The 14,700-nt window shown below is 66.3% G+C and carries 14 protein-coding genes; 4 read left to right on the top strand and 10 right to left on the bottom strand.

The window, feature by feature from the left end:
- The 6 genes from VN461_04035 to VN461_04010 form a co-directional block, all read right to left on the bottom strand.
- On the bottom strand, positions 1-1,806 hold a 1,806-nt coding region (locus VN461_04035; GenBank protein ID HXB53928.1), incomplete at its 3' end, for a condensation domain-containing protein.
- Positions 1,807-1,885: 79 nt separating this feature from the next.
- Positions 1,886-2,251 carry a DUF1153 domain-containing protein gene (locus tag VN461_04030; protein ID HXB53927.1) on the bottom strand — a complete coding sequence of 122 codons (366 nt, stop codon included), beginning with the start codon at positions 2,249-2,251 and terminating at the stop codon, positions 1,886-1,888.
- A gap of 56 nt (positions 2,252-2,307) precedes the next feature.
- Positions 2,308-2,487: an MbtH family NRPS accessory protein gene (locus VN461_04025; GenBank protein HXB53926.1), complete on the bottom strand. Its 180-nt coding sequence runs from the start codon at positions 2,485-2,487 to the stop codon at positions 2,308-2,310.
- Entirely contained in the window at positions 2,414-3,274 is an 861-nt protein-coding gene (locus VN461_04020) for a 4'-phosphopantetheinyl transferase superfamily protein (protein ID HXB53925.1), read from the bottom strand. Before VN461_04020 ends, VN461_04025 begins: the two co-directional genes overlap by 74 nt.
- Complete coding sequence (locus tag VN461_04015) at positions 3,271-3,990, bottom strand: alpha/beta fold hydrolase (protein HXB53924.1); 720 nt, start codon at positions 3,988-3,990, stop codon at positions 3,271-3,273. The genes VN461_04020 and VN461_04015 overlap by 4 nt, the downstream gene beginning before the upstream one ends.
- Positions 3,991-4,515: 525 nt before the next feature.
- A complete protein-coding gene (locus VN461_04010; protein ID HXB53923.1) occupies positions 4,516-5,091 on the bottom strand; it encodes an SRPBCC family protein in 576 nt (191 codons plus the stop codon).
- Between the two features lie 118 nt (positions 5,092-5,209).
- Here VN461_04010 and VN461_04005 point away from each other — a divergent pair, with 118 nt between their 5' ends.
- On the top strand, positions 5,210-5,845 hold the full coding sequence (locus VN461_04005) for a DUF1579 family protein (GenBank protein HXB53922.1): 636 nt from the start codon (positions 5,210-5,212) through the stop codon (positions 5,843-5,845).
- Positions 5,846-6,030: 185 nt separating this feature from the next.
- On the opposite strand, the gene VN461_04000 is transcribed toward VN461_04005, so the two are convergent.
- Entirely contained in the window at positions 6,031-6,954 is a 924-nt protein-coding gene (locus VN461_04000; protein ID HXB53921.1) for a sulfotransferase, read from the bottom strand.
- 33 nt (positions 6,955-6,987) lie between these two features.
- Complete coding sequence (locus VN461_03995) at positions 6,988-8,727, bottom strand: bifunctional sulfate adenylyltransferase/adenylylsulfate kinase (protein HXB53920.1); 1,740 nt, start codon at positions 8,725-8,727, stop codon at positions 6,988-6,990.
- Between the two features lie 364 nt (positions 8,728-9,091).
- On the opposite strand from VN461_03995, the gene VN461_03990 reads away from it, so the two are divergent.
- Together VN461_03990 and VN461_03985 are read left to right on the top strand one after the other, a co-directional pair.
- The gene (locus VN461_03990) at positions 9,092-10,306 is read left to right on the top strand and encodes a hypothetical protein (protein HXB53919.1); all 1,215 of its coding nucleotides are present in this window, start codon (positions 9,092-9,094) and stop codon (positions 10,304-10,306) included.
- Positions 10,307-10,342: 36 nt separating this feature from the next.
- The gene (locus VN461_03985) at positions 10,343-10,990 is read left to right on the top strand and encodes a GNAT family N-acetyltransferase (protein ID HXB53918.1); all 648 of its coding nucleotides are present in this window, start codon (positions 10,343-10,345) and stop codon (positions 10,988-10,990) included.
- A 204-nt stretch (positions 10,991-11,194) separates the two neighbouring features.
- Here VN461_03985 and VN461_03980 read toward each other — a convergent pair whose 3' ends face one another.
- A complete protein-coding gene (locus tag VN461_03980; GenBank protein ID HXB53917.1) occupies positions 11,195-12,481 on the bottom strand; it encodes a hypothetical protein in 1,287 nt (428 codons plus the stop codon).
- A 179-nt stretch (positions 12,482-12,660) separates the two neighbouring features.
- Complete coding sequence (locus VN461_03975) at positions 12,661-13,197, bottom strand: hypothetical protein (GenBank protein ID HXB53916.1); 537 nt, start codon at positions 13,195-13,197, stop codon at positions 12,661-12,663.
- 1,187 nt (positions 13,198-14,384) lie between these two features.
- Between VN461_03975 and VN461_03970 the strand changes: the two genes are divergently transcribed.
- Positions 14,385-14,700: hypothetical protein (locus VN461_03970; GenBank protein HXB53915.1), on the top strand; the 316-nt coding region annotated here is incomplete at its 3' end.

Below are 14,700 nucleotides of genomic sequence, written 5' to 3'. Positions count from 1 at the left end.
GCCACGCAGCCGGTGCGCCAGCCGGTTCGCGCGGGCGTTCAGCTCCCGATACGTCAGCCGCTCCTCCCCAAACACCACCGCCAACTCATCCGGCGTCCGCTCCACTTGCCCCTCAAAAAGCTCCGTTACCGTCGCCTCCCGGGGGTACGGACTATCGTCTCGGACACCCGTGGGCGGGAGGAAGCTCGTCTCCGCGGGCCAGAGGAAGCTCGGCTCGCTGAGCCCCCCTGCCGGTTGTGTCACCAGGGGCGTGGGGGTTCGCGGGCTCTCCCCTGCCCGGGCGGCCGGACCGGGAAGCGCGCGGGAAGGCGGAAGCTGCGCGAGCCTTCGGCCGGGGTCGATGCCGACGGCCTCCAGAATGTCTCGGTAGTGGCCGAGCATCTCCCGTACGGTCGTGGCCTCAAACACGTCGGGGTTGAAGTTGAGGCTGACGACCAGGAGCCCTCCGGCCTCCACGGCGTGGACAGTCAGGTCGAATCCCGCTATCTCCGCCCCCAGCTCCGTAGGGGTCAAACGAAGCCCCGGGACCTCGATGGGCCTCGAGTCGACGGAGAGCATGTTGAAGAGCACTTGGAAGACCTGATGGCGGCTCGAGTCTCGACGCGGCTGCAGGCCCTCCACGAGGCTCGCGAACGGCAGCTCCTCGTGCTCGTAGGCCGCGACAGCCGAGGCCCGGACGCGGGCCAGGAGCTCCCGGAACGAGAGCCCACCCGTTACCGTCGTTCGCAAGACAAGGGTGTTGACAAAGTAGCCGATCAAACCCTCGAACTCGGCCCGCCCGCGGTTCGCACTGGGCGTCGCCACCACCACGTCGCTCTTCCCGGTATAGCGGTGGACGAGCGCCTTGAATCCGGCCAGCAACACCATGAAGAGGGTGGCACCCTCATGCTGGCTCAAGGCGCGGAGCCCCCCCACGAGCGTGGGGGGAAGAGTCAGGGTCTCCCGGGCAGCACGGAAGGTGGGGTTGGCGGGGCAAGGGTGGTCTGTCGGCAGCTCCGCCGCTTCCATGCCCTCTAGCCGATGCCGCCAGAAGTCGCGCAGCTCCGAGCCTCGCGGTCCCCGTAGCAGGGCCTGCTCGTGGACGACGAAGTCGGCGTAGCGGGCGGGCAGCGGGGGCAACGGAGAGGCCGCTCCCGCCGCGAAAGCAGGATAGAGTGCCGCCAACTCAGCGCACAGCACCCCCCCTGACCAAGCGTCGAAGACAAGGTGGTGTACGAAGAGGGCGAGGGCATGCTCGTGCGCCCCGATCTGGAAGAGCTGGCCTCGGAGCAGCGGTCCCCGCGCAAGGTCAAAGGGGAGACGGTGAGCTGCTCGAGCGAGCTCGAGGCCGAACCGCCGCTGCTCCTCGGGAGGAAGCTCTCTAAGATCGTGCTCCGCTAAGTCGACCTCATAGGGTGGTTGGACGGAGTGGCGCGGCCCCCCCTCCCCAGCCCGAAAGACTGTGCGCAATGGTTCGTGGCGGCGCACGATCTCAGTCAGGCTGCGTCGGAGCGCCGCCGCATCAAGAACGCCCTGCAGATGCAGGATGACGGAGCAGTGATACGCGCTCCCGGCGCGCCCCATCTCCTCCAGGAACCACAAACCTTCTTGGGCTAGAGAGAGGAGGCGGTCGTCCTTGTCCCTTCTCAGTCTCTCGAGGAGAGCTGGCTTGTGTCTCGCCACCGTCTCGCGGAGGGCGGGAGCGATGGCCCCCTCCCGCCCGCGGAGAATGAGGCGATCTCCCTCCGCGGAGATCGTCACGCCCAAGCGCGACAGCTCGGCCAGAAGGCGGTCCAGGTCCGTCGAACTGCGAGTCAGTGAGTCCATTCCTTAGCCCGCGGCCCCGGCTCGCCCTAGGCTCGCCGGTCCGCGCTGTGTCCTTATGGGCCGACCCCCTTGCCAGCCCTCAATCGTCGTTCGTGTCCATGCTCGCGGAACGCGCGTTGCGCAGCGCCTCCTTGAGAGTGTCGACCTCCAGTACGAGCTCGCCCACCTTCTGCTTGAGTCTCCGGAACTGCTCCTCTCGGATGGCCTCCTCGTCCCGCGGCTTGGAACGGAGGGCGTTGTGCGCCGCGGCCAGCATGCGTTCCCTCCAGTCCTCGATCTCGCTCGGGGTGAGTCCGTGCCGGCGGGCCCCCTCTTCGACCGACATCTCCCCTTTCAAGATCCCGAGCACCAGGGCGATTCGCCGCCGAGCTGTCCATCGCTGAACATCGTCCGGGACGATCTCCAGCGTCTCCGTCCCTTGGGGGGCAGTCGCACCGTTTCGCACCAAAGCCTTGTGCGGCTTCGGTCGTAACTCGGCCGTTATCTCCTCTGTCATGGCGGCTATTGCCCCCGACTCGCCGGCTCCATCCTCTGGCGGAGGCTAAGAGGTCTCATATCGACCCAGACCTCCTTGATGTAGCTCAGGCAATCGGCTTTCGGGCCCGTCCTACCCGCATCGCGCCAGCCGAGAGGGTTTTCCCGCCCCGCCGGCCAGATCGAGTACTGCTCCTCGTGATTCACAACCACCTTGTAAGTCGTCTCGTCTTCCTTCTCTTCGTTGTCCATCACTTTCCTCCCCGAACTCCATCCAGCTCCAACACTTGACCTCGTCCGGACGGCCCTCCACGGCCAGGGCCGCCACGAAGCCCTCCGCGGGCTTCAGCTCCTCCAGCCACCAGCGTTCGGTCGCGCCCGGCTCGCCCTCGACGCGGAGCAAGCGAGCCGGCACACCTGGAGCGAACGTGACGTCGAAACCGTCCAGGGGCCGCGACAGGCCGTCGCCCGTGGCCTTGATGAAAGCCTCCTTGCGTGTCCAGCAGCGGAAGAACGCGGGCTCCCGCTCCCGCCGCGGGAGCCGGCCCAGCGTGGTCCCCTCCTGCGGCGAAAAGTACCGCTGGGCGATCTCCTCGGCGTCGGGGAGGGGGCGCTCGCACTCAAGATCCACCCCCAGCTCCCGGTCGCGCGCGAAGGCGAGAAGGGCGAGGGCCCCCGAGTGGGTAACGTTAAAGCTCAGGTGGCGCTCCCCCCCCGCCAGCGACGGCTTGCCCCGGGATCCGTAGTTGAAACAAAGCGTTCCCGGATCGACGCCCAGATATCGCCCCAGCAGGCCACGCAAGAGTCCCCGGCCGACGACAAAGCGACGTCGATCGCGGGGGAAACGGAAACGGGTGGCCCGCGCCTGCTCGTCCGGCGACAGCAAGCGCTGGAGAGCTCCTTCGCGTGGCTCGTCCAAGCAGGCCGCCCAGACGTGGACTTCGCCCGGACAAAGCCCGGCCGGATGAGGCGCGGCGTCCCAGAGAAGCCTCACGGGAGCTCCCGCCCTGCCGTCGTTCGCGCTTCCAAGCCCTGGCGGAGCGCCTGCAAGACCGCACCCCTGGAGGTTTCAATGAAGAAATGGCGCCCGGGGAACGTGCGTACCGTACAGGTCCCGCGCGTCTGATCCCGCCAGGCCTCGAGCTCTGCCCGCGAGACGTGCGGATCGTCCTCTCCGCCGAAGCAGGAGAACGCGCAGTCGAGGGGCGTGTCCGCGGCGTAGGCATAACTCTCGAGGGCCTGGATGTCGGCCCGGAGCACGGGAAGCATGAGGTCCAGCAACTCCTTCTCGGCAAGAACCTCGGGCGGGATTCCGTCGTAGCGGTTGCAGACCTCGGCCAGGAACTCGGGGTCGGGCAGGTGGGCGAACGGGGGCTCCGGGTCCGGCCAGTGAGGAGCGTGGTGGCCTGATACGGCGAGCAGGACGGGGCCTGCCAGGGCTCGGCGCCGCAACTCGCGCGCCAGCTCGAACGCAACGAGCGCGCCCATGCTGTGCCCGAAAAGGGCGAAGGGCATGTCCAGCAGGGGACGGAGCCCATCGGCGATCGCGGGCACGAGGTCACCGACCCGACGCAAAGGGGGCTCCAGAAAGCGAGAGCCGCGGCCGGGGAGCTGGACCGGGCACACCTCGACCGCAGAGGGCAGCGCCTCCGCCCAGCCTCGGTAGGCGGAGGCGGCCCCGCCTGCGTAAGGAAAACAGAAGAGACGCATCTCTACGCCTTGGCGTTGCCGCAGCCGGGCCACCCAGAGGCCGCCGCCACCTGTCGACGGCGCCGGTTCCCTCAGCGATTCCGCCTTATGGGCAGACTGCATGTTCTTTCGTCCAACCTCTTCCTTCATTTACAGAAAGTTGAGAAAGGGACCTAGTTTTGTGTATACAATGAACAAGGCCCTGGTCTGGGGTTCGGTTCGATACACCGATACCCCCTCCCCTCTGGCCCGGGGCTGTTGGGACCGGCTGCCAATCCGATCCCCCAACAGCCCCTCTTTTGTTCCTAGAGACGGGCGTTTAGCTGTAATCGTGTCTAAGCGAGATCGACGATACCCCTCACTTTCGCGCCGCCCATGGAACCCTGAGGCGTGGGATCACCTGGAGGGGGGTGCATCAGAACAACCCGGGCCAAGCGCGAATCAAAACAGTTTAGATTTGCCTTTTTAGTCTATAAGAGCAGGCTTGTCAACGGAAAAACATGACTCGGCGAAAGAACGGTTTGCTTTTTCTTAAGGCCAGCCGTCTTATTCGCGGGGAGAGCGACGTTCCGGGGGTCCGGGGAGCGCGGCCGATTGGGTCTCTACCTGCTGGCGGAGCCGCTCAAGGTTCTGCTCCATCTGAGTCTGAGCGGCCCGGGTAATGAGGGGCTCGAAGAGCCTCGGGAGGAGGCCTTCGTAGTGGGTGTCGGCGGTTACGGTGAGACGGGTGCCACCGTCCCGCCCCTCCAGCCGATACTCCACGGTCTGGGTGAATCCAATGGGCGCCCCCGGCAGGCTCTTGAGGAGGAGCGCGAGGTATTGGCCCCTCTCCACCGCCGTGACCTCTCCCTCGACCTGCGTACGCTGACCGCGGGCTTCCGCCACCATGCGCCACCGCGTACCTCGCCGGAGCCCGCCCTCCGTAAGCCGCTTTATTTCGGCAAGACGGGTCCATTTCTTGAGGAGCTCTTCCTCCTCCAAGTGGCGAAAGACCTCGCTCGGAGGCTTGACGATCGCCACCCGCTCCATGTTGCGCCCAGCCCCGGGGCGCTGGCCAGCCAGGAAAAGCGCAACTAGGGCCAAAGCCGGCAAGCCGACTACCACGGCTACGATGCGCCGCACCCACTTCAAGTCCACTCTCTCCCGGTGCGCGCATTCTACCGTGGGCGCATTCCGCTCTTCAATCCTCCTCGCCCGAACCGTCGAGGCTGTGTTAGCTTTACCGGCACAGGAGGAGCCCATGAGACTGCCGACGCCCGGCACTACCGGAGTCCTCGCCCTCGTCCTCGCCACGGGAGCGGGTCCCCCTCCGGCGCTGGCAGGAGGCCCCCCCGAGCGGACCCCCCCCGCCGCCGTCGCCTCCCCCGAGCCCCGGCTGGAGGATGAGATCAGCCGCCACATCGCAGTCAGCCGCCCCGGCCCCGAGCACCGCTGGCTCGAACCACTCGAAGGGAGCTGGACCGTAACCGTCTCGTGGCAGAGCGCGGGCCGTGCGCCCACCCGTTTGACCGGAACGAGCGAGAACCACTGGATCCTCGGAGGGCGCTTCCTGCATTGCGAGGCGGCCCTCGGCGAGGAGCTTTCGCAGATCGAGCAGGCGACCATCTATGGGTTCGACAGCCAGCAGCAGAAGTTCTTCGCTCTCGGCCTGAACAATCTCGGGACCCATTACTTACAGCCCTGGGGAACTTATGACCCCGCGACCCGCTCGTTCATCCTGAGCGGTAAAGAGCGAGACGAGGTGACGGGAGCGATCCTCGTCTATCGCGAGCTACTGAAAGTCGAGAGCCCCGATCGTCACGTCCTCACGGTGTACTTCGACCTCCCGGGTCGGGGGCCCGTGAAGGTGATCGAGGCGACCTACGCACGCCGCTGAGCCGGCCCCGCGCGGCGCGTCTTTCCGCCCTCACGACCCCGCTTGCATAGGAACCGTCGGGCGTTAAGGGGGGGAGCCTAAGGCTTGCTCGTCACCGGGATCGCCTCGCGGGGCGCATTTGCCTGCACCGGGCCGCGCGCCGGAACTGCGGTCCCCGCCGGGGTGAAGTCACGGGGAGGCCGGTCTTAGCCCTCTGGGCGCAACCATTTCGACAGGTCGCGGCCCAGGAGGTCCGCCAGCCGCTCGACATCCTCGCGGAACCCCTCCCGCAGCACTCTCCGCCGTTCGATGCCCAGGGGTGGAGTCGGGGCCGGCCTGAGGTTCAGCTTTAAGGGCAGGTAGAAGAGCGTACCGACCATCCCGAGCGCCGACAAGCGGAGGAGCTTCGTCGGCAATTTGCTCGCGAGCCCGTAACAGCGAGAGTAGGCGGGCAGCAGCACTTGGGCTGCCCGCTGGCTCCGCCAGCTCAGCCCCTGATTGTGAGCCTTGAACTCGGGCCGCCCGCTCCCCTCCAGTCCGAGGAAGGACAGGGCCTGCTCGTAGATGCTTTCCGGTTCCGCGCAAAGATCATCGAAGAGCACGCAGAGGACGCGATCTCGCCCGAAGGCCTCTTGGTAACGTACGACGTGGTCCGCGTACTTCGCCACCGTCGTGTACTGGAGAGACAGGGGCGGGATGCAGGTGGGGGGAATCCGTCGGCCCTCCCGCCGGTCTGATTCCGCTTCCAGCGCCTGCTCCAGGTCCCCGATGTCCTCGTAGTTGAGGAGTAGATTGTGCAGATGGAGGGAGCAGATCATTTCCACGGGATCCCGGAGCATGATGATGATCCTTGCCGCCGGATTTAGAGCGAGGATCTCTTCGGGAGCAGTCCGGGAGTACAAGTAGAGGACGGAGGCCTCTCCCGCGTGAGAGACCTTGCCCGCGCCATCGAACAGCTTCAGATAGGCTTCGCGGTCCGCGTACGGCCTCGGCCGCAGGTCCAGGTCGGACCCGAAGTGGTGCGGCTCCTTCGGCTTGGACATGAAGATCTGGGGGTGTGCATCTAGGTAGAGATAGAGCGAACTCGTGCCGCACCGCGGAGCACCTACGATGAAGAAGGTGGGAATCACGCTCTCTTCCCGGTCGGACCCATGGCTACGTCCTCACGAGGTTGCCCCTTCGGGCTCAAGGGAGGCGATAAATCCCTGGCGCTCCAAGCAGAGCAGGATCTCTTGTGCCGCCTCCCCGGGATCGACGCTCGCGGTGTCGATCACGAGGTCAGCGTCGGCGGGGGCTTCGTAGGGATCCGAGACCCCCGTGAACTCCTTGATGATGCCGGCTCGCGCCTTGGCATACATGCCCTTTCGGTCTCGCCCTTCGCACACCTCTATGGCGGTGGCGACATGCACGAGCACGAAGCCGCCCACCGGCTGGATCATCTCTCGCACCTGCTTCCGCACCGAGTCGTAGGGAGCGATGGGCGCACAGATGGCGATGCCACCGTTCTTCGTAATCTCCGAGGCCACGAACCCGATGCGCAGGATGTTCAAGTCGCGATGGGCCTTTGAGAATCCGAGCTCCGAGGACAGGTGTTTCCGCACGACGTCGCCGTCGAGCAGGGTGACGGGCCGGCCTCCCATCTCGAGGAGCTTCACCCGCAGCACGTTGGCGATGGTGGACTTACCCGCTCCGGACAGCCCGGTGAAGAATACGCAGAAGCCCTGCTGACGCCGGGGCGGATGCGTTCGGCGTAGCTCGGCTGCGACTCCCGGGAATGTAAACCACCGGGGGATCTCCGCTCCCTCGTTGAGCCGCCGACGCAGCTCCGTCCCCGAAATGCTCAAGGACGGTCGGCTCCCGATCTCATCTTGGGGGACGTAGGCATCCAGATCCGCCACGTACTCCAGCACCCGAAAAGGGACCATGCCCACGCCCAACTCCTTTTCGTGCTCCCTCAGCAGCTCCTGAGCCGCGTAGGGCCCGTAGAAGGGGCGCCCGCTCGAATCGGAGCCGGGCCCGGCGTGGTCGCGCCCGACGATCAGGTGCGTGCAGCCGTGGTTCTTGCGGATGATGGCGTGCCAGAGGGCTTCGCGCGGGCCCGCCATCCGCATGGCGAGCGGCAGGAGAGAGAGCTTGACCGCATTGTAGGGGTAGTGCGGCAGGAGCGCCTGATAGCAACGCACCCGGATGTAGTGGTCGAGGTCACCGGGCTTGGTCAGGCCAACGGAGGGATGGATGAGGAGGTTGGCCCCGACTTCGCGCGTGGCCCGCAGGGTCAACTCGAAGTGCGCGCGGTGCATGGGGTTCCGCGTTTGGAACGCGACGACCCGCCGCCATCCCAGCCGCAGGAACTCCGCCCTCAGATCCGCAGGCGTCAGGCGCAGGGCGCAAAAGTCGTAGTGATGGGGCATTTCCACGCCTTCGACTCGCCCCCCCACGTAGAAGGAGTGGGTCTGGTCCAGCAAGTGTGCTACCCCGGGATGATCACGGTTCGTCGTGCCGTAAACCGCTTGGGCTTCCGCCTCTCGGTCCGGTTGCCAGCTTTCCTCGACGTGGAGAGCCGCGAGCATCACCCCTTCCGGGTCTCGCAGGGCCAGGGGGGAGCCCGGGCGCACCTCCCGGGCAACGCTCTCCGGCAGGTCGAGCACGATGGGGATGGGCCAGAGTTTGCCACTGCAGAGGCGCATCCGGTCCCGTACCGCCTCGTAGTCCTTCCGCCCCATGAATCCTTGGAGCGGAGAGAAACCTCCGCTCACCAGCAGCTCCAGATCGCACAGCTGCCTCGGGGTGAGGTCCCAGCCCAGCCAATCTCGGGAAGCCGTCCTGAGCTCCGTTCGACGCTTCTCGTCTGCCCGCAGATTGATCAACTCGCCGCCATGCGGCTCGATCAGGTGATCTGGCAAGGTCAGCCTCCTGGCGACCGCGGCCCCCGAGGCCGGCGCAGCTCTCCTGGTGCCGCGGCTCCAGGGCTTGCGAAGGCGCGAATCCTACCACAGCCTCGCTAACCCCCGTACGCCAACCCCTCGGGACGAGGACCCTGGCTCCGTCCGCTCTCGAATAGCGCTCTCACACGCCCGATCGGAGGTACATCCGACCCTCGCCCCGTTAGCGGACCGCGCTCGACCAGGGAAAGTTAGGTTCGATCGCACAGGATCTGTGCGCGGTGAGCGCGGCGAGAGTTGAGCGTAGTGAGATTTGACCGGTCGCACCCGCCGGCGTACCTTCCTCGAGGGCCTGGGAGGGTCGGTACCGCAGCCTCGGAGGCGGATGAAGCTCCTCGCGACGAGAGTGGATGTTTCCCCGGACGAGGTGCGGCTCGTGGGAACCGTCCAACGAGATCGGGCGACTGCTACCGAGGAGGTCTTCTTCGCCTTTCCCGCTGGGTTCCGGAGCTCTCTCACGGAGTCCGCGGATCCCTTCCTGCCCGCCCTACTCGTCCCGTGCCTTAAGGGCGGAGAAGATCTCCAGTTCGTTCCCCCCGTCTCTCCCCGCTTGCTCAGTCGGCTGGGACGAATCCAAGACATCTTGCTTTGCTGGAACCCGGATTTCCGTCGGGTCCGGGTCACGGCCCGGCCCCGCGAGAGGCAGGCCTCGGCCACGGCCTCGGGCGTCGCCGCCCTCTTCTCCGGCGGCGTCGACTCCTTCTATACCCTCCTCCGCTCGCTGGCCGGCCCGGCCTCCGACGTCCCCCGCCTCACGCACCTCGTTTTTCTCAAGGGTCTCGAGCAGCCTCTGGAGATGTCGAGGGGAGTGGCGGAGTCTCAGCAACGGGCTCAGGAGGTTGCGCATGAGGCGGGCCTCACCCTGATTGCCGGAGAGACCAATCTTCGAAGCCGTTTCTCCCTCAACTATGAGCTCCAATACCTTGGCGCGGCGGTGGCCGCCACCACCTTGCCCTTGTCGGGGGTCGTGGGCCGGCTTCTAGTACCCTCCTCTAACTCCTACGCCCAGCTGGTTCCGCAGGGCTCCCACCCTCTGCTCGACGAACTCTGGTCGACGGAGCAACTCGAGATTCTCCATCATGGCGCGGAAGCGACTCGCGTGGACAAGCTATCGAGCCTGGTCGCACGCTCTCCCCTGGCCCTTCGCTATTTGCGCGTCTGCCTTGAGAATGCCGGTGGGCCCGCCAACTGCGGCCGGTGCCGCAAATGCGCGCGCACGATGCTCGCCCTCGAGCTCCTCGGCGTGCGGTCCGAGGCCCGCACCTTCCCGGAGGCGCCTCGGGCCCGTCTCCTCCGTGCCCTCCGCACCGACTACGACGAATACCTGGACGAACTCCTTAACCTCGCTCGGAGCCTGCAGGGTGAGCCGGCGCTGGCGCGCCTCCTCGGCAGGGAGAGCCGACGCCGCCGACGGCGACGAGCTCTCCGCCTTTTCATGGAGAATACGCCTTACCTTTCCTTATCGCTTCCGGGGATCGACCGTTTGCGACGCCGTCTGCGCGGCCGCAACATCGGCCTTGCCCGGGGGAACGCCTCCTGATGCCCAGGGGGGCCTGGGCTTAGGAGCGAGCTCCCCATGAGCCTCCGTGCCGCCTTTGCCAACATCGGGGCCGCCCGGCGGCAACACGGATGGAGAGCGGCGGCGATCCTGATCAGGTCGGCCCTTCGGCGTCATTCGTGGCGGCATGACCTGTTCGGGCTGACCACACCTCGACCCCTCCCCCCTTCGGCCGCAGAGGCGCGTCGACATCATTTTCGGTTCGCCACCCCGGACGAGATTGCCGACGGCTGCCGCGCGGGGGTCTGGACACCGAGGCACATGGAAGCGGCGAGACAGGGGGAACGGTGTCTGGTCCAGTCGGACGGGGACGCGCTCGTGGGCTACACCTGGGTCGCGCGCTCGCCCCTCGTCTTCGTGATGGACGGCGTCTACCTCAGCCTCCCTGACGACACCGCCTATCAGTACTGGTCCTACACCAACCCCGAGTACCGGGGGCTCGGGTACCAGGCAGCGCGGGCCCTCGAGCTCCACCGCCGCCTTGCCGCGGAGGGGAAGCGGCGTCTCTTCCTGACTGTGGAGTGCACGAACTTCGCATCCCTCAAGGGAGTTCGTAAGAGCGGCTTCGAGAAGGTCGGGGATCTGCACATGACACGTCGGGGGGGCAAGGTGCGCGTCTCCCTAAAGATCACGGAAGAGCTTTGGTGCGAGCTGCGGCGGCCTTGACGGCCGTGATCTGAAGCGAAAGGCCACGCCCCATCAGCCTCTCCCTCGTTCGAGTCGTCGCGGCTCGTGCGCTGCGGGGGGCTCGCGGGCACCGGGGGGACCCTCGTCCGAGCTCCCGGTCGGTCGGTCCCCCGGGACGGCCCATGACTCCCCCCGGAGCCGATTCCGAGGCGGCGGGCGGGGAGGGGCGGCGGCCCGGACCCCTCAGGGCTTCCGAAGGTCCACCACGTAGCTGTCCACGGTGAGGCCGTTCATCCAGTCGCTCCCGAAGACGATCCGAGTGGCGGTCGGGCTGAGGGCGGGGTGGGTCTCGCTCCAGTAGCCCCAGCGACCCTCTGCGGTCGACCCCGCGAAGGTTCGGGCGTGGGCCACACGGCACACCTGACCCGTGTCGACGTTGGCGAGGACAATCTCGTTGTCGAGCAGGGTCTGACCCGTGTGGTTGCCGACGATCCCGAGGGCCACCCAACCCGGGGCTTTCTGAGCCACGGCCGAGAGGTGGGTTGATGAGGGCGGATAGGGGTAGCCGTTCGCAGGTCCAATCACAACCCTCCGCTCGCCCGTGTCGAGGCGGTGAGAGACGAGCGATCCGATGTCCTCGCCATCGAAGGCCACTGCGTTCCAGGTATCGTAGCCTTGGAGAGAGCGGCCCGCGCTCGCGTGTTCGTAGGGGTTCGCCATCACAAGGCGGCGCAGGGGCAGGAGACTCATGTTGAAGACATATCCATCCAGGACGGCTAGGGTCTCGGAGGGCGCGACCACGGGGGCGTTGGAGCTGGGAGCCCGGCCCACGGCCAGCACCGCGTCTTCGCTGATGCTGTAGAGGAATTTCGTGTCCCCGCATTGCAGACCCAGGATCTTCCGGGGGCCCCAGCTCATCCACTGTGGATCGGAGCCGAGCCTCAAGACCCGGGCCCAGTCCACCGGGCAATTGGTTGGGGGGGAGCGGAAGTCATGAATCACCCGCCAGCCATCCACCGGCTGCACCCGGTGCTCGATCAGCAAGGGCACAGCGTTGTAGTTGGAGGGGTAGTAGAGAACGTTCGGATCCGTGGGGTCCCAGAGCACCTGTTCGATGTCGGAGGGCGAGCGGAGGGCCAAGCCGCGGAGGAAGTGGTAGGGCTCGTCCCCCTGGTAGAGTTCGTGGCCTCGGACGCGGTGCCAGAGCAAGAGGAGGGACTCGTCCGCATTCCAGGCGGGCATCGTGGAATACATAGGCTTGATGACGGCGTTCTCGCCCTCCGCGGGGTTCGCGGCCGTGATGCGGGTCACGATGGTCCCGAAAGCGGGGTCGCGGTAACTCTCCCCCGGGCGTGGCTGGGCGAGGGGAACCATGGGGTGGGCGATCTTGTCCAGGACGCGTCCCAAACACGGCTCGCGCGTGGCTTGGTTGGCCGAGCTCTCCCCGCACCCACCGAGGAGAAGCGGCGGCACGACCGCGAGCAGGACCTTGATCCAAGGCCGGAACCGGCGACACACGGGGGTAGGCATGCCTGAGTCAGAGCATATCTCCGGCCCGGATTCGCTTGCCAGTGACGCGGCTCACCTCCCTGGAACGCGGCGCTTTTTCTTTCCTCCCCTGCGCCTCGAGGTTGAGGTCGCGGCCAAGAGGCCCCTGGGGCGACCGCTACTGCAGGTCGGGATGCGTTGGCCTTCCCCCGTCCTGCTAACTAGAGCCGCAGGCGCAAGCCCCCGTAGAACTTAGTCTGGTCGAGCTTCTCGCCGTTGTCGAGCTTCACACCATCGTAGCGGGCCGCGCCGAAAAGGCTCAAGCTGTGCCCAACCCTGAGATCTATCCCGCCCAGAACCTGGTAGCCACCCTTGGTCGTGGAGTCCGAGGCTGAACCGAGACCGGTCACTCCGACCCTGCCTTGAATGTGGTGGGCACAGCCACCGGCCCCGAAGAAAATCGTGATGCGGTCGAGCGGGATCAGGATCAGAGCGGTGGCGCCGAAGTTGAGATCGTCGAGAGACGTCTGGACGGTGAAGACTTCCTCGCTCTTGGACCAGTAGCCCACCTCCGGCTCGATGGCGAAGAATCTCCCGATGGGAAAGCGAACGCTCCCGGTAACCCAGAGTGTCGAGTTGACATTCGTAGGCGTGACCGTGCCGACGCCCGCGGCGATTGAAGGTCCGTCGGCTCCGCTGGACCGCGCCAGAAGCACGAAAGCCGCCAAGATCAGGAGCCTCGCCAGCACACGCTTCATCTTCCCTCCCTCGTGGGCCCAAGCCTCACGTTCCATTCAGAACTTAGGCGCCGCCCCCCACGGCCGTCAAGCGGGAGGCCAGTTTCCCCTGGCGCCGCCTCGACTCGTTGCGTTGGGAATCGGTGAATTCATCTCTGTCGCGAGGGTCATCATCCCGAGGTGTGGCTTCCGAGCGAGCAAGCGGCATGATATTGAAATCTCTGTAAAAAGCGGGGATCGTTGTATGTGGAGCAGAAGGAAGGAGTGGAGATGGTGTTGGCCTCGTTGCCAATGGCGGTCCTGTTGCTCCAGGCACCCGGGGACGGTTGGGCGCTGGATCAGCAGACGCGCCACGTCAGAAGGCTCTACTGGGATTTGTTCCAGACGACCGAGGTCTGCTTCGCCTCATCCCCGACGGTCCGGATGGAAAACCGCCACGGGTGACCCTCGTCTTTCAGGCCTTTTTCCCCGGACGGGCCCACCGGGATCCTTACACCGGCCTCCCACAGGAACCTAAGGGGGCGCCGGCACGTCTGGTCCTCAAGGCGCTCCCTCTGCCGCTGACCGCGATTCGGCAACTATCCTTACGTTTTCTGATCGACGGAGATGGAGTCGCGCTGGCCGATCCAGGAGGCTGCTCAATCGCGGGCGCTTCCGACGCTTCTTGCTTCTTGCTTTACCCCCCCTGTGAGTCGAATGGCCCTTTGGGCTGCCCTGCGAACGGCGTGGGCGTCCGGCTGGAGCCCTCACTCCAGCAGGCGGTGGCGACCGGCAAAGTCGTCCAGGGAGAGGCACTTGGGTTTCCATTCGTTCTCTCGGTGGCCGACCACTCAGCTCTAATGAACCTCGGAGAGCGAATCGGCCTGAGCGGGGGTGAAAGGATCAAGTGAGCCCAAAGGGCCTGCGCCTGCGAACATGTGGCTCGCCCCCACGCCCTCTCCCAATCGCACGACGGCGTCCGCAGCGCCCATACCTCTAGGGGGGCCGCCCGGGTCTCGTTTGCAGAGAGAACCCATCCAGAGTCCCGAGGTCGTCGCGGCGTTCCACGCCCGCTCGGGCCAGACGAGAGCCAGCGGAGCGCGCCAAGGCCTGCCGGCCGGGAGCTCGGGACTCACTGACGCTGAGCCTGGGCGATCAACCGACGCCGGCGGAGTGGCGGATAGCAGGTAGATGCCCAGGCGGCCATCGCGGAGCACACGGGCGCCGGCGTGCCGGAGCACATACCGCCTCCAGCCACCGCGCCGATCACGGTCGCGCTCAATGATCACGAGCAGGGGCCCTCGGGAAGTCAGCCGCGTCAAGGTGTCATCCGCGCGCGCCTTGAGAGCCAGGCGGAGCCCCGCGTAGTGAGGAGGCTCATAGCCGCTATAGCCATTGACGACAGGCAGGCCGTGAGACATGCCGCGAAACAGAGCGATCCGATCCTGGTCGCCGCCCAGTGGAAGCTCCAGCACGGCCGATCTCAACCCTCGCCAGGCATGAAGGTCCGGAGCGTCCAGGGGCAGCGGCTCCAAAGCGAGTCTC

This window comes from Vicinamibacteria bacterium, assembly GCA_035570235.1.
Lineage (GTDB): Bacteria > Acidobacteriota > Vicinamibacteria > Fen-336 > Fen-336 > DATMML01.
This window is presented reverse-complemented; position numbering and strand designations above follow the sequence as displayed.